General features: G+C 57.3%; 16 protein-coding genes and 2 tRNA genes. 13 read left to right on the top strand and 5 right to left on the bottom strand.

What is annotated here, in order from left to right; all coding sequences use genetic code 11:
* Positions 1-27: 27 nt before the first annotated feature.
* Positions 28-933 carry an acyl-CoA thioesterase II gene (locus AAFM46_RS09410; protein ID WP_343317507.1) on the bottom strand — a complete coding sequence of 302 codons (906 nt, stop codon included), beginning with the start codon at positions 931-933 and terminating at the stop codon, positions 28-30.
* A gap of 136 nt (positions 934-1,069) precedes the next feature.
* Here AAFM46_RS09410 and AAFM46_RS09405 point away from each other — a divergent pair, with 136 nt between their 5' ends.
* Entirely contained in the window at positions 1,070-1,561 is a 492-nt protein-coding gene (locus tag AAFM46_RS09405; protein ID WP_343317506.1) for a thioesterase family protein, read from the top strand.
* The gene (locus AAFM46_RS09400; RefSeq protein ID WP_343317505.1) at positions 1,561-2,229 is read left to right on the top strand and encodes a hypothetical protein; all 669 of its coding nucleotides are present in this window, start codon (positions 1,561-1,563) and stop codon (positions 2,227-2,229) included. Before AAFM46_RS09405 ends, AAFM46_RS09400 begins: the two co-directional genes overlap by 1 nt.
* Positions 2,230-2,289: 60 nt before the next feature.
* Here the strand turns inward: AAFM46_RS09400 and AAFM46_RS09395 are convergent, their stop codons facing one another.
* The 4 genes from AAFM46_RS09395 to pepN form a co-directional block, all read right to left on the bottom strand.
* The gene (locus tag AAFM46_RS09395) at positions 2,290-2,787 is read right to left on the bottom strand and encodes a globin (RefSeq protein ID WP_343320426.1); all 498 of its coding nucleotides are present in this window, start codon (positions 2,785-2,787) and stop codon (positions 2,290-2,292) included.
* Between the two features lie 146 nt (positions 2,788-2,933).
* A complete protein-coding gene (locus AAFM46_RS09390; protein WP_283528588.1) occupies positions 2,934-3,563 on the bottom strand; it encodes a mechanosensitive ion channel domain-containing protein in 630 nt (209 codons plus the stop codon).
* 97 nt (positions 3,564-3,660) lie between these two features.
* Complete coding sequence (locus tag AAFM46_RS09385; RefSeq protein WP_343317504.1) at positions 3,661-4,143, bottom strand: OsmC family protein; 483 nt, start codon at positions 4,141-4,143, stop codon at positions 3,661-3,663.
* A gap of 122 nt (positions 4,144-4,265) precedes the next feature.
* Positions 4,266-6,815 (bottom strand): aminopeptidase N, encoded by a 2,550-nt coding sequence (pepN, locus tag AAFM46_RS09380; RefSeq protein WP_283527488.1) that lies wholly within the window; start codon positions 6,813-6,815, stop codon positions 4,266-4,268.
* Between the two features lie 238 nt (positions 6,816-7,053).
* Between pepN and AAFM46_RS09375 the strand changes: the two genes are divergently transcribed.
* From AAFM46_RS09375 to AAFM46_RS09325, 11 genes are all read left to right on the top strand, one after another.
* Complete coding sequence (locus AAFM46_RS09375; protein WP_343317503.1) at positions 7,054-8,142, top strand: hypothetical protein; 1,089 nt, start codon at positions 7,054-7,056, stop codon at positions 8,140-8,142.
* Between the two features lie 4 nt (positions 8,143-8,146).
* Positions 8,147-9,196 carry a hypothetical protein gene (locus AAFM46_RS09370; RefSeq protein WP_343317502.1) on the top strand — a complete coding sequence of 350 codons (1,050 nt, stop codon included), beginning with the start codon at positions 8,147-8,149 and terminating at the stop codon, positions 9,194-9,196.
* A gap of 79 nt (positions 9,197-9,275) precedes the next feature.
* Positions 9,276-9,749 carry a ribose-5-phosphate isomerase gene (locus tag AAFM46_RS09365; protein ID WP_283527483.1) on the top strand — a complete coding sequence of 158 codons (474 nt, stop codon included), beginning with the start codon at positions 9,276-9,278 and terminating at the stop codon, positions 9,747-9,749.
* A 95-nt stretch (positions 9,750-9,844) separates the two neighbouring features.
* Positions 9,845-10,906 (top strand): zinc finger domain-containing protein, encoded by a 1,062-nt coding sequence (locus AAFM46_RS09360; protein ID WP_343317501.1) that lies wholly within the window; start codon positions 9,845-9,847, stop codon positions 10,904-10,906.
* 131 nt (positions 10,907-11,037) lie between these two features.
* Positions 11,038-11,108: transfer RNA gene (locus tag AAFM46_RS09355), tRNA-Gly, on the top strand.
* A 146-nt stretch (positions 11,109-11,254) separates the two neighbouring features.
* Positions 11,255-11,327: transfer RNA gene (locus AAFM46_RS09350), tRNA-Pro, on the top strand.
* An 89-nt stretch (positions 11,328-11,416) separates the two neighbouring features.
* On the top strand, positions 11,417-12,787 hold the full coding sequence (tig, locus tag AAFM46_RS09345; protein ID WP_343317500.1) for a trigger factor: 1,371 nt from the start codon (positions 11,417-11,419) through the stop codon (positions 12,785-12,787).
* A 293-nt stretch (positions 12,788-13,080) separates the two neighbouring features.
* Positions 13,081-13,701, top strand: a complete 621-nt coding sequence (locus tag AAFM46_RS09340) for an ATP-dependent Clp protease proteolytic subunit (RefSeq protein ID WP_283527478.1) — start codon at positions 13,081-13,083, stop codon at positions 13,699-13,701.
* A gap of 32 nt (positions 13,702-13,733) precedes the next feature.
* Entirely contained in the window at positions 13,734-14,408 is a 675-nt protein-coding gene (locus tag AAFM46_RS09335) for an ATP-dependent Clp protease proteolytic subunit (protein ID WP_283527476.1), read from the top strand.
* A 189-nt stretch (positions 14,409-14,597) separates the two neighbouring features.
* Entirely contained in the window at positions 14,598-15,884 is a 1,287-nt protein-coding gene (gene clpX / locus AAFM46_RS09330) for an ATP-dependent Clp protease ATP-binding subunit ClpX (protein ID WP_283527474.1), read from the top strand.
* Positions 15,885-15,991: 107 nt separating this feature from the next.
* Positions 15,992-16,618, top strand: a complete 627-nt coding sequence (locus AAFM46_RS09325) for a DsbA family protein (RefSeq protein ID WP_283527473.1) — start codon at positions 15,992-15,994, stop codon at positions 16,616-16,618.
* Positions 16,619-16,751 lie beyond the last annotated feature (133 nt).

Here is a 16,751-nt window from a genome sequence, read left to right as displayed (position 1 = left end):
GTTGCCTAACATCTCTCAGCCGCAGACTTATTCCTTTGGTGTTTCTTCGGGGATTCGCATCATGCCCTCTTGAGCAACTGAGGCGACAAGTACGCCGTCGCGGTTGTAAAAACGGCCAAAGTTCAGTCCACGTGACTCGGAGGCACTGGGGGATTGGGCAACATAGAGCAGCCAGTCGTCAACTTGCAGCGGGCGGTGCCACCACATGGCGTGATCAAGACTGGCAATGCTGATACCCCGGGTTACCCAGCTGATTCCGTGGCGGCGCAATGAAGGCTCAAGCAAAGTGTAATCGCTGGCATAGGCAAGAGCGGCCCGGTGTAAATTCTGGTCGGTTGGCATCGGGCCGAGCGTTTTTAGCCACACTGCCTGATGTGCCACATGCTCGCCCTTGACATCGAAATAAATGTCAGAGCCCACATGGCGAATATCGAAAGGCCGTTCATAGGCCCACGCCCTTGCCACAGGGTGATCGATGCCACCCAGGAGTTCAGCTGTTGTTGGAAGTGTCTCAGGCGCAGGAATCCCTTCCGGCATGGGTTCCTGATGCTCCATACCGCTGTCGGGGCGCTGGAAGGAGGCGATCATGGACAGGATCGGCACACCACCTTGGTAGGCATGGGTACGCCGCGCTGAAAATGAGCGTCCATCACGCAGCCGCTGCACACCAAAAGTCAGGGCTGAGGAGGCATCGCCGGGGCGCAAGAAATAGCCGTGCATCGAGTGCACAAGATGATCGCTCTCCACCGTGCGAGTTGCTGCAACCAATGACTGCGCCAACACCTGGCCACCAAAAAGCCGCGGTTGTGGTGCGGTCTTATCGCCGCGCCCCACAAAAATATCTTCATCTGTTTGGGCTCCGCCAGCATCGGAAAGCTCCAGAATGCGCAGGAGTGATTCCATGGGGTCGGTGTTGGTTGGCATCGAATTCATAAACGTGACTCTATGCGTCCGCAGGTCCTTGCGACAAATGGGCTCCCCGGTGTAGATACAGCCATTTTCAGCCACAATACTGTGACCTTGCCGACTTCGATTGGTGGCGTCTGAGCGGCTTTGGCATGATGAAAGCATGGCATCTGGTATTGAACTCTCACAGCAAATCCGTTTCGGCGATATTGATTCCTACGGTCACGTCAATAATGTTGTTTATTTGCAGTACCTTGAGGATGCGCGCGTCCAGCTGACTTACACGGAACTTCCCAACGGCGGCACTTTCCAAGACCTTATTGGCACGGATTTATTCACGCTGGTGGGGCGAAATGAAATTGAGTACCTTGCACCCATCAGTTTCCGGCCGCAACCCATCGTGGTACAAATTTGGGTCACACACGTTGGCGGCTCCAGCTTTGACTTCGGCTACATCATCACGGAACCTGACGCTTCGGTGATTTACGCACAAGCTGCCACTTCCATGGTTTTGGTCTCGCGTAGTACCGGGCGTCCAGTGCGCCTCACCGACCAACAGCGCACTGCATTAGAGGCTTGGCGTGGGGACCCCGTCCCGTTCAAACGCAGCCCGGCACGCCCAAGCAACCCCGCACTTGTTGAAGGAAGTATCTGATGTCCACCACCATTAACACCGACGAACTGCTACTGGAAGACGCTGGAACGCTGGCGGATTTACGCACCTTTGTGGCGCGCGCCCGTACAGCGGACGACGGCGCTATTCGGCTTCAGGGGGCCGGGAACGTACTCGCGGCTTATGTATGTGTTATGCGAGGCAAGCTTCTGGGCGAAGGTACCCCAACGGTTCTGGGCCTGCGCACCATGAGGTTGGGGACGCCGTCGGACATTGATGTGACGGTGTCGCTTTCCTCCGTGGCGGATCGCCTGGCACGCATGGATACAAATGATCTTCGGTTGCCCGTGCCGCCCATGAGCGTCAATGAGTCATGGGCGGGTGTCAGTGCACCACGCGGTGCATGGGAGGAGCTTGGCACGGTCTCAACTGACAATCTGATCGAGGTAGCCAAGGCGGGCGTTCAGGAAATTGGTCAGATCATCCCGGTCAACCCGGGCGCCATGTTGGTCAACAATATCCGCGCATCCGTCTGGGGCCGGCCGATGGAAGGCCTCCCAGGCGATGTACCTGGCGGAGCCGCATTCGCCGCGTACGCCCTGGGATTCGTGGCTCCCGGAGAAAACGGCACCATTTACCGCTCTCACAAGTGGCTGCGCGTCAGTACAAACCGTGGTCACATTCTGATCCGCCCCACGGCGTTCCTCTGAGCCCCACGGCTATTACATGGCGGCGGTTGGTGGAAGCCTCAGCCATTGCCAGAGTCTCTTCTAGAGCTTCTGTGCGGGATCTGACGCAGCGTTGACAAGTGAGTGTGCTGCGCGCTCGAGATAATCCCAGAGGGTGGCCTCATGCATGGGAGAGAGCTGCACGGCATCGACGCCCTTGCGCATGGCTGCCAGCCAACGGTCTCGGGCCTCCGGGGTTACCGCGAATGGAACGTGACGCATGCGCAGCCTCGGGTGGCCGCGTTCTTCCAAGTACGTCCGCGGGCCGCCCCAATACTGTTCCATGAACATCAGCATCCGGTGCTCGGCCGGGCACAAGTCCTCCTCCGCATACATGGCGCGCAGCAGTGGATCTGCGGCAATGCCTTGGTAAAACACGTGAATCATTTTCTTGAACGTCTCGTGACCACCGATTTGCCCATAGAACGTGTCAGAGTAATCCGCGGGTTCGGCCTCTTCCCCATTCACAACCGTGCGGGAGGCAGCTGGTCCGGTTGTGGATGGCAGTTGCCGGCCCCTCGTGGTTGGAATCGGCAGCATACGGGCCAACGGTTCCCCAAAACGTGAGGGAATGGGGGTGCCCTCCGCGGCGTCATTCTCTGCTGGGCCGTTGGCGAAAGGAGAAGTAGGGTTATGCTCGGTGCTCATGGAGTTGAGAGTGCTTTCTAGTTTATGGAATCGGTAATTTAGTTCGTGCCCGGGCCGGCAGGGTCTTCCTGCACCGGGCGGTAGTTGCCTTTGGAACGGTTGCCTAAACGCATGATTTCGCCGTTGCGGATATACCACAGGGTGCCGTTCTCTGCTCTGACCCGGGTGATGCGCAACCCCAGATATTCAACTGAGCCAACCACTTCACTTGTTTCAATCACATCGCCAATACCGTATTGATCCTCGATGGTGATGAAGATGCCAGCGAGAAAATCGCGGATGAGCTGTTGGCAACCAAAACCAATGGCAATGCCCAACACCCCTACGCTTGCCAGCAGCGGGGCGATGTTGATTTCAAAGGCGATCAAAATATAGAAACCAGTGACTACACAAACCACTGTGGTTAGCACTGAGTTCAACAACGAGCCGATGGTGCGGGCCCGCTGGCCGCGACGTTCATTATCCAAGGCACGGATCATAGGATCAATGTTGCGCAGCATGGGACCGGCCCAACGCAGAGACCGGTGCTGTAGGTATGTGCGCTCCGCCATGGCTCGTTTCACCACAATGCGGATTAGGTAGTGAAGTACCAACCACACCAGTATGCCAACGGCGGCCGTGATACCGGCAAGGGCCAGACGCTCCAGGATAGTACCGTCAGAGCCGATGAATAACTTGGTTGATTGCACGCGCGCTGTACCCTTTGGTGGTTCGTGGTGGAAGGTGGACCTTACTTCTCAACCCTAGCGCGCAGGCCAGTTTGAGCTAGTCCTGCGTTGCGGTTAGCAGACCGGGATCATGGTTGACAGGAAAGTTTACGCTGCGGGCAATGAAGCACTTAGATGCGGCTTCGGCGTGCAGCGAGAGGGCTAGTTGTTCAGTTCCCGGATCGGCAACATAGATCCGGGGGTGCAGTGTCACTGATTCGAAGTGGCCGTTGCCGTCGGGGGTCATGACAAGCGTGCCTGTGGCCCGGTCTTCGTACTTGGTCACAACTACGCCATGGAGGACGGCCACATGAAGGTAAGAGAGCATGTGACACTGGGCTAACGCTGTGACAAGGAGTTGTTCCGGATTCCATCTATCACTATCGCCATGAAACGTCTTATCGGCTGAGCCCAGCAGGACTGGCAGCCCAATGGCCGTGATTGTGTGATCACGGCCATACTTCTTATAGCCGGAGGTACCGGAACCCAAATTTCCGGTCCAATTGACGTTGATCTCGTAGTGGTGCTGGTTCAAGGCCATGGCTGCAGTCTAAAGCAGAACACGTCAGTTCGACTCCTGCGCACGGCACGGGTTGGCCGTGCCGCCACAGCCATCGCTGCGGCACTAGCCCTCCGCACGGTGCGCAGGAGTCGAACTAGGTGTTACTTGTCCGCTGCCTGGGCCCGTAGTGCCCGTACTACTGTGTCCCGGCTTTCCACCAACAGGCGGTGCAGCGCAGGCGTGCCTGTGCCCAGCTGCGCCAAGAACGCGTCGGTGGCATCCAGGGTGTGCTGGGAAACCAGCTGCGAGGGGTACAGGCCGGTGATGATGGTTGAAGAAGTCTCATATGAGGACTCTTCCCACACGCGCTGAATCGCGGCAAAGTACTTCTCCACATACGGCTCAAGCAATGCCGTGTCCCATACTTTGCTGAAACCAGTAATGGCTGCGCGTTGCACAGCATTGGCGCCCACACCGTCAACAACAACAGCCTCCCAGGTCGCAGCCTTCGCCTGGGCCGTGGGGATGGCCGCGTGTGCGGTGGCTGCCGCCAACTGACCGGTCTGAGTGTTATCCAGTGCCTGGGCAGCCTCGATAGCATCGGCATCGGCGCGGCCACCGGCCACCAGTGAAATGAGGAATTCCCAACGAATATCGGTGTCGATGGTCAGGTCCTCAAGCGTGGCACTCCCATCAAGCAAACCCTGGACAAGGTCCAACTGCTCAGCGGACTGGGCATGGGAGGCAAACGCTTTCACGAACTGCAGCTGCGCATCCGAGCCAGCCTGAGCGCACTGAGCCAAGCCCCACAAGGAATCCGCAGCAGCAACAGCTGCACGCTTTTGGTGCTCGGGGGCAACATAGAATGCCAATGCCGTAGCCAACTGGCGCAGCAGCACCATCACCACTGAGGAGTCAGTCTCGTATCCAATGGTGTCCAGCACAAACTGGACGTATTCACGCGCTGGTGTTTCGCCATCCCGTGCAGCATCCCATGCAGATGCCGAAACCAGGGTGCGGGGCAGTGACTCTTTGAAGTCCTTCAAATGCGTCTTAGCAGTGGCAAGTGAGGCTGGGTCGAGACGGATCTTGGCGTAAGCCAGATCGTCATCATTGAGCAGTATCAATGCCGGACGCTGCATACCCACCAGTTCCGGCACGTGTGTAACGGCTCCGTCAACATCTAGTTCCACGCGGTGCGTGCGTACCAGCTTGCCAGCGTCTTCGCCCTCCTGTGCCAGATTATAGAAGCCAACCGCCATGCGGTGCGGGCGCAACGTGGGATGCTCGGCCACAGCGGACTGCACAATGGAGAAGCTGGTGATCGTGCCGTCATCCGCCACATCAAGGGCGGCCTTGAGCGTGTTGACACCCGCTGTTTCAAGCCACTTTTGCGTCCACACTGATAGATCGCGGCCGCTGGCAGCCTCAAGCTCCACCATGAGATCGGGCAGCTCCGTGTTGGACCAGGCGTGCTTGGCAAAGTAGGCGCGCACCCCTGCCATGAATTCCTCTTGGCCTACCCAGGCAACCAACTGGCGCAGTACCGAGGCACCCTTGGCGTAGGTGATGCCGTCAAAGTTGACCAGTACGTCTTCAAGGTCGTTGATCTCGGCCTTGATGGGGTGTGTGGACGGGAGCTGGTCCTGACGGTACGCCCAGCTCTTTTCCAAGGAGGAGAAGGTGGTCCAGGAGTCCACGTACTTGGTGTTCTCAGCGGCGGCCAATGTGGACATGAACTCGGCGAATGATTCATTGAGCCAGAGATCGTTCCACCAGCGCATTGTCACAAGATCGCCGAACCACATGTGGGCCAGCTCGTGCAGGATGGTGATGGCGCGGCGTTCAACCATGGCGTCGGTGACCTTGGACCGGAACACGTAGCTTTCCAGGAACGTTACGGCCCCGGCATTCTCCATAGCGCCGGCGTTGAACTCGGGCACGAACAGCTGGTCATACTTTGGGAACGGGTAAGGGACACCGAACTGCTTTTCAAAGTACTCAAAGCCCTGCCGGGTCAGCTCAAAAACGTTCTCGGCGTCAAGATATTCCATGAGAGATTTACGGGCAAACACGCCCAGCGGCACCACGCGGCCATCGGAGCTTGTCAGCTCGCTGCGAACAGATTCATACGGGCCGGCAATGAGTGCGGTGATGTAGCTGGACATCGTCAACGTGGGCTCGAAGTGCCAGCTGGCTTTGCCTTCGCCAGCACTCTCCGGGGCCGGGGTGGGGGAGTTGGAGATGACGTCCCAGTGCGCGGGGGCCGTGACGTGGAAGGTGAAAGTAGCCTTCTGATCTGGCTGCTCGAACACGGCAAACATGCGCCGGCTATCTGGCACCTCGAACTGGCTGTACAGGTACACCTCACCGTCCACGGGGTCAACGAAGCGGTGCAGGCCCTCGCCGGTATTCATGAAGCGGGCGTCAGCGACCACTGTCAGTTCATTCTCGGCGGCCAGATTCGGCAGTTGGATGCGTACGCCGTCGGACACCTCAGCAAGGTCTTGGTCCACACCGTTCAATGTCACCCGGTGCACCGCGGCGGTTACCGCATCAATGAACGACGACGAACCCTCCTTCGCGCTGAATCTCACCACGGTTGTGGAGGGGAAAGTAGTATCTGAAGCGGTTAAATCAAGTGTGACGTCGTAGCTTTTGACGCTTAGGGTCGCCGTGCGTTCAATGGCTTCGGCGCGGGTCAGGTTCATACCAGGCAAAGTGATGCCTTCCGTTTGAGTTCGGATGTATTGGGCGGCCCACAGGATTACCGTGGGCTGCAGCCGCCGGAACGTTGTCCGGCAACCGTTATCTCAATTCTGTCACCATTTGAGCCCGGATGTGGTTCGGGTCTCCTCTGGCCCACTTGAACTTGTCCACAGGACGGCCCGCAGGAACTGTTTCGCGATGGAGTTGTGGGTACTTCCGCGGTGGGGCACTCTTGAGTTGATGGCAAGAATTTTGCTGCTCATGCAGGATTGTGAAAGACGGGTTTTCGTGGGGCAACAAGGACGCAGTGCTGAGGATGAGCGGGTTTACAACCGGCGGTGGCTTATTACTGTCATTGGCGGGCCCTTGCTCGCTGGTGTTTTGGTGGTTGTTTGGATGTTCATGGTGGCGCAACGGTTGCCAACTGAGCTGGCTACACACTGGAATGGCAAAAATGAAGTGGACGGGCATCCCTCGTTATGGTCAATGGCTGCCATGACAGTAGCCCTGGCCGCAGGCACCGGCTCTGGAATTTCATTCTTGGCGATCGCCACCCGCAGCCAGAACCTTCTCATAGCGCGCATCGGAGTCGGTTTTGGCGTGGGCTTTGGCACAGGCATGGTGGCGCTGATGGCCGCTATCGTGGCGGGACAACTTGACCTTGTAGACCCATCCGCCCCCGCATTGTCGGCACCTGTTATGGCAGGGGGATTGGGGCTAGCTTTTGTAGCCGGAGCCGCTGCGATCTGGCTGTACCGGCCCGGTGAAACCGGGCGGGCCCCTGACCGGCACGCTCTGGCTATGAACAAGGCTGTCGCAGCAATGACAGGCCCACTGGCTGTGGCTGGCCAAGACAGCGTCGTACGGGGTGAGACCATGGCCGTAAAAGTATCAATGGCCCGTTGGGGGCCCATCATAAGTCTTGGTATAGGGGCTGCCACCGGTGTTGGCCTGTTCTTCATTTTTCCGTTGTTGGCTTTGTTGGGTGCGGTGCTGGGCGGTGTTATCTGGATATTCACTCGTGGTACGGCGATGATTGGGCCCGACGGCGTGAAGGTGCTGGCCGCCGGTTTTTACAAAGTCATGCCGTTGCAGTGGGATGAAATCAAGCGGGCAACGGTGGAGGACATCAAAGCGTTGGACTATGGCGGGTGGGGTTACCGGATCAATGGCGGCTCTGTTGGTTTCATTATGGCCAGCGGACCGGCACTGGTGATAGAGGCGGGTTTCCATCAGAAGTTCGTCATCTCTATGCCTGACGTGAAAACAGCCGGTAAAGCCGCAGCCCTTGTTAATGGTTACGTTCACGCAACAACAGTGAAAAGCTAGTCCCATGGTATCCGAGGGCAATCACGATTCAACAGGCAGTCATGATTCATCCGGCAGTTACGATTCCACAGGCAGTCATGATTCGACGAGGGAGCGGCACATCGATGCAAGGGCCCTGCGCTTTGCCTTGATTTTCCCGGTCCTGCTCGCGGCTGCACTGGTCCTTGGTGGTGTGCTCACCAGTTCCCAGCTTCCCGATGGCGTGCTGCTTCCGGTGGGTGGGTGGGCCGTGCCACTGCCTACATTCTTGGGCATTGGAGTGGCAAGCATTCTGATTCTTGGGGCGGGTGTAGGCAGCTTTGGCGCTCGCACCACCTTCTCACGGACGCTTCGGCGGATACTGCTCGGTGTAGCCATGACGTTACAACTAACAGCATGCGCACTCTTTGCCGCCACTCTTTTGGGCCAGGCTGGTGCCGGGGAGCTACCCGCCGTTCAAGTGGATGGCTACGTCATGTTGATGGGCAGCGGGCTGGCTATGGCCATGGGCGTAGTTCTAGCTCTCACTTTCAAACCGGACGAGCAGTGGAGCTCAACGGATGATCTAGCGCTGGCCCGAGTCCTGTTGGCCGAGGAAGATCCCGCTGCCGGCAAAGACAAACTGGCCTACTTCCTGCACCCGAAGAGTTCAGTGATCATGATGATTTTGCTGGCGGCCATCCTGCCTGGGGCCCTGTTGGCGTTGCTCTCGCCGTGGGTTCTCTTGGCGGCAGGGCTTCTGGCGCTGCTGGCGATATCCATGCTGTGTGCAACCGTGGAGGTTGATCGCAGTCAGCTGATCGTGAAGCTGCTGGGAGTGATACCTGTGGTGGTTGCCCCCTGTGAAGAGGTGGATGCCGCAGTGTCACTGAACATTGTGGCGAAAAACTACGGTGGTTGGGGTCTACGCAAGCACAGCGGATCGGCTACATTTTTGACACACTCGGGAGCCGCCGTCGTACTTAGGGAAAGTAGCGGAGCGAAAGTGGTGGTCAGTGCGCCTAATTTGGATATTGCTGATGAGCTCTCACAGATTCTGAACCGTCGAGCCGGGAAATCGCCGCAACAACGCTAGTGCCTCCGACCGGGCCCACATACGTCGCAGGCTTGGGTAGGCTGATGAGTACTACTCACTTCCAGATCAAGGAACACTCATGCGCGTTCACATTGCAACCGACCATGCCGGCATGGAGCTCAGTGCCCACCTCATCACCGTTCTGATCGCCAAGGGCTACGACTTAGTTGACCATGGGCCCAAGGCGTACGACGCCGAAGATGACTATCCTTCTTTCTGCATCAACGCGGCGTTGGCCGTTGTCGCAGACCAAAGCGAGGGAGTCGATGCGCTGGGAATCGTACTGGGCGGGTCTGGCAATGGCGAGCAGATCGCGGCCAACAAGGTCAAGGGGGTGCGCGCTGCGCTGGCATGGAACCTCTCCACTGCGAAGCTGGCCCGCGAACATAACGACGCCAACGTGGTTGCTGTGGGTGGACGCCAGCACAGTGTTGAAGAAGCCACAGAGATCATTGAAGCCTTTCTAGCCGAGCCATTTAGCAACGCTGAGCGTCACGTTCGTCGCATCTCAAAGATCGCCACCTATGAGACCAACGGCGAAGTTGTTCACTAACAACGCCGCGGATGACCGATTAACGCTGGGGCTCGTGAGCGCGTAAGGGCTGGTTTCAGTGCAAGTTTCAGTGCAAGAGATGGGAAATAAAAGCAATGCCTGAAGGGCACTCGGTACACCGTTTGGCTCGGCAGTTTAACGATGTTTTTGCCGGGGCCGCACTGGCGGTAAGCAGTCCGCAAGGGAAGTTTGCTGCCGGTGCCGCTCGGATTGATGGCCACAAATTAGAACATGCTCAAGCCCACGGCAAACAAATGTTCCTGTTCTTCTCACACGAATTGGTCATGCGCGTGCATCTGGGGCTATACGGAGCGTGGGACTTTGGCGGTGATTCCAGCTTCAGGGGTGCCTCCAGCATCGGGGCCCCCAGACGGATCGGTGAGAAAGAGCTTGACTCAGGCACAGGGCCGGACGGTGCTGTCGGGGACATGTATTTGGGCCCACCAGAGCCCAAGGGTGCTGTGCGCGTCAGGCTTATTTCCCATCATGGGTGGGCAGATCTGCGCGGACCAACAGCCTGCGAGGTCCTCTCGCCGGCAGAATCAACAGCCGTCCTGTGCAAACTTGGCCCAGATCCTTTGAATGACTTCCCCGGTGACGCCCAGGAGTTTGCCCGCAGAGTAAGGCGAAGCGCCACCTCCATTGCCCTGTTGCTGATGAAACAAGAAGTGTTAGCCGGAGTGGGCAATGTGTACCGTGCCGAGGTGCTGTTCCGACTCGGCTTGGACCCTATGCTGCCGGGAAAAACCCTGGAGCAGGAAGAAGCCTTGGCAATATGGCGAGATATTTCCATTGTCATGGCAGATGGACTCTGCGACGGGCGCATCATCACCACCGAGTTGGTTGATAGGCCCACGGGATTAGGTGCTGAGGTGGGGCACGGGCAGGCCATGGCAGCAATGACATCCGCTGAGGGAGGGGCACACCCTGCTGTGCCCGCCCGTGCTGTGCCCGCCCGTGCTGTGCCCGCACGTGCTGTGCCCGCACGTGCTGTGCTTGCCCCTGCTGTGCCTGCCCCTGCTGTGCCCGCAGATGAGGCGCACTATGTCTACAAACGTGAAGGGTTGCCCTGCCGTCACTGCGGGAGCCCTATCGCCCTGAAGGAGCTTGGTGGTCGCAAACTCTATTGGTGCCCACGGTGCCAAGGCGGCCGCTGAACTAATGACCGTTCCGGCGGCTGAACTGGGCGCAAACCGGGCTAATGCGCACCGCGTAGGGGCCCGATTTGCGGCAAACCGAAAGTCGTTGATAGTGTTACGGAGTTGTTCCGGTGAAAGCCCATAACAATGGGGGCGTAGCTTAATGGTAAAGCCTCAGTTTTCCAAACTGATGACGCGGGTTCGATTCCCGTCGCCCCCTCTGCACTGAAGAAGTTTCCCCGTCAGAAGTTGTCGGGGCTTTTTTATTCCCGGTCGCTTATGCGGTGGATAACATCACGAATGTGGTGCTGCTGAGAGGCGATTGTGCATCTGGGAACATTTGCCCGTAGACTGTTGCGGGCACTACGGGGCGTAGCGTAGTGGCTAGCGCGCCTGCTTTGGGAGCAGGAGACCGCAGGTTCGAGTCCTGTCGCCCCGACTTCAGCATTATTCGGTTCACGTTTGGTCAGTGACTGCCCATGTGCTGGGGCCATTTATCCATCAACAGACCATCAGGAGTACCACGCTGTGAAGAGCGCTGTCGAAAACCTCACACCCACTCGGGTAAAGCTCGACGTTGAGGTTTCCTTTGAGGAATTGAAGCCCAGCATTGCAGAGGCTTATACGACAATCGGTGCGCAGGTTCAGGTACCTGGCTTCCGCAAGGGCAAAGTCCCCAACAAGCTGATCGATCAGCGCGTTGGCCGCGGCTACGTCTTGGAAACAGCTATCAACTCCGGCCTGAACGGCTGGTACCAGGAAGCTGTCATCGAGAACAAGCTGACGCCCTTGAGCCGTCCTGAAGTTGAAATCACGGAGGTTCCGGACCCCACGGCAACCGACGGTGTGGTTAAGTTCCACGTTGAACTGGATATTCGCCCCGAGATTGAACTCCCTGACTACGAAGGCATTGAAGTTCAGGTTGCAACGCTTGAGGTTTCCGCCGAAGACAGTGAGAAAGCCCTTGACGAACTGCGTGGCCGCTTCGGCACGCTGAAGACCGAAGATCGTCCCAGCGTAGAAGGTGACTTCCTCACCATCAACATCGAAGCCAAGATCGACGGCGCAGAAGTTGACTCGGCTACTGATCTGTCCTACCAAATCGGTGCAGGGAACATGCTCGACGGCCTGGACGAGGCAGCCACTGGCCTGTCCGCAGGCGAAGAAGCAATCTTCAACACCAAACTTGCCGGTGGCGAGCACGCTGGTGAAGAAGCACAGGTAACCGTGAAGGTAACCTCCGTGAAGGTCCGCGAGCTTCCTGAAGCCAACGATGACTTTGCACAGCTGGCTTCCGAGTTCGACACCATCGCTGAGCTGAAAGAGGATCTGGCCAAGCAGGCTGCCGAATCCAAGACCGTTGAGCAGGGCGTTGAGGCTCGCGACTTGGTTCTTGAGAAGCTCATTGGACTTGTTGAGGTTCCGGTTCCGGATTCAGTCGTGGCCGATCAGCTTGAGCAGCACTTCAAGCCGGAGAATGCTCACGGCCCCGAGGAGCACGACACCGAAGCGCACCGCGCCGAGGTCAAGGAAAACACCGAGAGTGCCTTCCGCAACGAGATCATCCTTGACGCCATCGCTGAGAAGGAAGAGGTTGGCGTCAGCCAGGCTGAACTGATCGATTACATTGTTTCCTCCGCCAGCCAGTACGGCATGGAACCGAATCAGTTCGCGCAGATGCTGGACTCCTCCGGCCAGGTCAACATGATCGTTGGCGAAGTTCGTCGTCGTAAGGCTCTTGCCGTTGTTCTGGGCAAGGCAATTGTGAAGGACACCGAGGGTGCTTTAGTAGACCTGAGCGACTTCGTTTCAGCCGCCACCGAGGAAGAAGAAGTTCTTTCTGAAGATGAGGCAATCGAGCCCACAGCAGTGACCGATCCGGGCGAAGTTCGTATCTAATACTGCCCGCCAGGGTATTTGAGTATTGCAAAGCCGTTGCCGGTTCCTTGAAAAGGAACCGGCAACGGCTTTTTGCTTTGATGTGGCATTGCACAAGTAGTGCTGGAACTGCCACGTGAAGCTCGTTTTATTCCCGGAGCGCCCTCATCTTCAGGTGTCGTGCGCCTACAGCGAACAGTGTCCAGATGGACCACAAACGCCCGCCAAAAAGGGCTACTGTCCAAGTAGTGAACATTAGTGATGGTCACGTTGGGCAGGCCCGACGGACCACACGAAGGAGAGGTAAACCCACCATGGCACAGCAAACCACCCCCACAATGGCCAGCGCGGATCCGTCCGCTCAGGACCAGTACATTTACAACCGTCTGCTCAAAGAGCGCATCATCTGGTTGGGCTCGGAGGTTCGCGATGACAACGCGAACCTGATCTGCTCGCAGTTGCTACTGCTTTCGGCAGAGGATCCCGAAAAGGACATCTACCTCTACATCAACTCACCCGGTGGCTCTGTCACTGCGGGCATGGCCATCTACGACACGATGGAGTTCATTCCCAACGACGTTGTTACGGTAGCCACCGGCCTCGCCGCGTCGATGGGTCAGTTCCTCCTCTCCTCAGGCACCAAGGGCAAGCGCTACGCGACGCCCAACGCACGCATTCTCATGCACCAGCCATCAGGGGGCATTGGAGGAACGGCGTCGGACATTAAGATTCAGGCAGAACTGATCCTTCACATGAAGAAGGTCATGGCTGAACTGACGGCGGAGCAGACTGGCCAGAGCGTTGAAAAGATTTTAGTTGATAATGACCGTGACAAGTGGTTCACGGCTGCCGAAGCCCTTGAATACGGCTTCTTCGATAAGATCAGCCGCCATGCAGGAACCGTTGCCGGTGGCGGCGGAACCAACGCCAAATAATAAGCCGAAGAACAGATTTCAGGAGCAATACCATGACCTATAACTTTGGCAGCACCGCTTTTGGCAAGACTGCCGGTAACCTGCCCACCAGCCGCTACGTGCTCCCGCAATTCGAGGAGCGTACACCCTACGGTTTCAAGCGCCAGGATCCGTACACAAAGCTCTTCGAGGACAGGATCATCTTCCTCGGCGTGCAGGTTGATGATGCATCCGCCGACGACGTTATGGCGCAGCTTTTGGTGTTGGAGGCAGATGACACAGACCGTGACATCACCTTGTACATCAACTCACCCGGAGGTTCATTTACGGCCATGACGGCCATTTATGACACGATGCAGTTCATTCGTCCGGAAATCCAGACCGTGTGCTTGGGCCAGGCCGCTTCGGCAGCAGCGGTCCTGCTTGCTGCGGGGGCACCCGGTAAACGGTTGGCTCTGCCAAACGCCCGGGTACTGATCCACCAGCCGGCACTTTCCGGCGGCCAAGGCGGACAGGCCTCCGACCTTGAAATTCAGGCGAATGAAGTTATGCGTATGCGCGCGTGGTTGGAGAACACACTCTCTGATCTTTCCGGACGCACACCCGAGCAGGTCAGCAACGACATTGAGCGTGACAACATTCTAACGGCGGCCCAGGCCAAGGAATACGGTCTGATTGATGAAGTTTTGGCTCCGCGCAAGATGAAGCCGGCAGCAATCACACGCTAGAACGGTACAAGTAAATGCCGGGCAGGGGAACATAAAAACCCCTGTTCCGGCGTTTGCTTTCCGCCCAATGTCCATGCTGTGGCCTAGAGTGGAAGATAATTTGCAGGACGTTCCCGGCAACTGTCGTGAACGAAGACTTATTTTGTTCTAATCCCGCCGCCGGCGGGTTGTTCGCGGGAGGACACAGCAATGGCCAGGATGGGCGAAAGCACCGATCTGCTGAAATGTTCCTTCTGCGGCAAGAGCCAAAAGCAGGTCCGCAAGCTAATAGCCGGTCCCGGTGTTTACATCTGCGACGAGTGCATAGAGCTTTGTAACGAGATCATCGACGAAGAATTGGCAGAGGTGGCAGAACTTGACGCCTTTGAACTACCTAAACCTCGAGAGATCTTCGATTTCCTACAGGAATACGTCATAGGCCAGGAACCGGCAAAGAAGTCGCTGGCTGTGGCGGTCTACAACCATTACAAACGCATCCAGTCCGGGCATGCACTCAAGAGCACCACCCTGTCTGGGGACGTCCACGATGATGTTGAAATCTCCAAATCCAACATCTTGCTTGTTGGCCCCACTGGTTGTGGAAAAACCTACCTGGCACAGACCCTCGCTAAGCGCCTGAACGTTCCCTTCGCAGTTGCTGATGCAACCGCCCTCACAGAGGCCGGGTACGTGGGTGAGGATGTAGAGAACATTTTACTCAAACTGATTCAGGCTGCCGACTTTGATGTTAAAAAGGCCGAACAGGGCATTATTTACATTGATGAGATCGATAAAATCTCGCGCAAGTCAGAGAACCCCTCTATTACCCGTGACGTATCCGGTGAAGGTGTCCAGCAGGCGCTGCTGAAAATTCTTGAAGGAACCGTAGCCTCGGTGCCGCCGCAGGGCGGGCGTAAGCACCCGCACCAGGAATTCATTCAGATCGACACCACAAACGTGTTGTTCATTGTTGCTGGTGCTTTTGCCGGGTTGGAAGAGATCATTGGGTCTCGTGCTGGCAAAAAAGGTATCGGTTTTGGCGCCCCACTTAGTGCGCTGAAACAAAGCGATGCTAGCTATGCCGACGTCATGCCGGAAGACTTGCTGAAGTTTGGGCTGATCCCCGAATTCATTGGGCGGCTACCAGTGATCACCACCGTCACACAACTTGACCGCGCATCACTGATCCAGATATTGACAGCGCCCAAGAATGCGCTCATCAAGCAGTACCAAAAAATGTTTACGCTGGACGGCGTCGAGCTTGAATTTGATGACGAGGCTCTGGCCGCCATTGCCGAGCTGGCACTGGATCGCGGCACCGGTGCCCGCGGGCTGCGGGCAATCTTGGAAGAAGTGCTGCAACCGGTCATGTTTGACCTGCCCAGCCGCGAAGACATCGCCACTGTTGTGATCACTGCCGATGTTGTGGGCAAGAAAGCCGAGCCCACGCTGATCCCACACGAGGTGGCAGCCAAGCGCAGGAACAAGTCTGCCTAACTGCTCTTGATCGTGGCGGAATAGTTTTAGATCCAGGACCGTTACAGAAAACAACGGCTTTAGGCCTGTTGACGATGTGAATTCATGCCCTACGAAGGAGATTTGACGTGTCTGAAAGTGTTCTGCCCGCCAGTGAAACTGCCGATTTCTGGTTTGACCCCACGTGCCCGTTCGCTTGGGTGACTTCGCGTTGGATTGGGGAAGTGGAGACGGTCCGGAACATTTCCGTCAACTGGCACGTCATGAGCTTGGGCGTGCTCAACGAAAATAACGACGATTTACCTGCCGAATACAAAGAACACATGGCTAAGGCGTGGGGACCGGTTCGGGTGATCATCGCCGCAGCGCAGGAACACGGCAAGGAATTCATCAAGCCGCTCTATGACGCCATGGGTACCCACATACACAACAATGGCAACAGGGATCTAGACGATGTTATGGCCAAGTCATTGGCCGAAGTTGGGCTGCCAGGTGAACTAGCCGCGGCAGCGCGCACAGACGCCTACGACGCACCGCTGCGTGCCAGCCACGCCGAAGGCATCGCCAAGGTGGGTCAAGACGTTGGCACCCCCATCGTTGCCTTCAATGGAACAGCATTCTTTGGCCCTGTCATCACCCGCATCCCTCGTGGTGAAGAAGCGGGAAAGCTCTGGGACGCCACGCTAACGCTGGCCAGTTTCCCCTACTTCTTCGAGATCAAGCGCAGCCGCACAGAGGACCCACAGTTCAGCTGACACCACTAATGTGATGTGCCCAAGGCCAGTGTGCGGAATCCTCCGGGATCCTTCACACTGGCCTTTGCGCTGTCCCAAACACACCGGAATCAACCGTTCATCTAGTTTTCATCGAGGAGTTCCCGCAACTGCG

This window comes from Arthrobacter sp. TMP15 (assembly GCF_039529835.1).
In the GTDB taxonomy this organism is placed as follows: domain Bacteria; phylum Actinomycetota; class Actinomycetes; order Actinomycetales; family Micrococcaceae; genus Specibacter.
Note: the sequence above shows the minus strand (reverse complement) of the source record. Positions and strands in the feature narration are given on the sequence as shown.

Excerpts from the sequence above, each read along its gene's own strand:
- AAFM46_RS09410 (WP_343317507.1), bottom strand. The coding sequence starts at position 933 with ATGAATTCGATGCCAACCAACACCGACCCCATGGAATCACTCCTGCGC.
- AAFM46_RS09405 (WP_343317506.1), top strand. The coding sequence starts at position 1,070 with ATGGCATCTGGTATTGAACTCTCACAGCAAATCCGTTTCGGCGATATT.
- AAFM46_RS09400 (WP_343317505.1), top strand. The coding sequence starts at position 1,561 with ATGTCCACCACCATTAACACCGACGAACTGCTACTGGAAGACGCTGGA.
- AAFM46_RS09395 (WP_343320426.1), bottom strand. The coding sequence starts at position 2,787 with ATGCTGCCGATTCCAACCACGAGGGGCCGGCAACTGCCATCCACAACC.
- AAFM46_RS09385 (WP_343317504.1), bottom strand. The coding sequence starts at position 4,143 with ATGGCCTTGAACCAGCACCACTACGAGATCAACGTCAATTGGACCGGA.
- pepN (WP_283527488.1), bottom strand. The coding sequence starts at position 6,815 with ATGAACCTGACCCGCGCCGAAGCCATTGAACGCACGGCGACCCTAAGC.
- AAFM46_RS09375 (WP_343317503.1), top strand. The coding sequence starts at position 7,054 with ATGGCAAGAATTTTGCTGCTCATGCAGGATTGTGAAAGACGGGTTTTC.
- AAFM46_RS09370 (WP_343317502.1), top strand. The coding sequence starts at position 8,147 with ATGGTATCCGAGGGCAATCACGATTCAACAGGCAGTCATGATTCATCC.
- AAFM46_RS09365 (WP_283527483.1), top strand. The coding sequence starts at position 9,276 with ATGCGCGTTCACATTGCAACCGACCATGCCGGCATGGAGCTCAGTGCC.
- AAFM46_RS09360 (WP_343317501.1), top strand. The coding sequence starts at position 9,845 with ATGCCTGAAGGGCACTCGGTACACCGTTTGGCTCGGCAGTTTAACGAT.
- AAFM46_RS09340 (WP_283527478.1), top strand. The coding sequence starts at position 13,081 with ATGGCACAGCAAACCACCCCCACAATGGCCAGCGCGGATCCGTCCGCT.
- AAFM46_RS09335 (WP_283527476.1), top strand. The coding sequence starts at position 13,734 with ATGACCTATAACTTTGGCAGCACCGCTTTTGGCAAGACTGCCGGTAAC.
- clpX (WP_283527474.1), top strand. The coding sequence starts at position 14,598 with ATGGCCAGGATGGGCGAAAGCACCGATCTGCTGAAATGTTCCTTCTGC.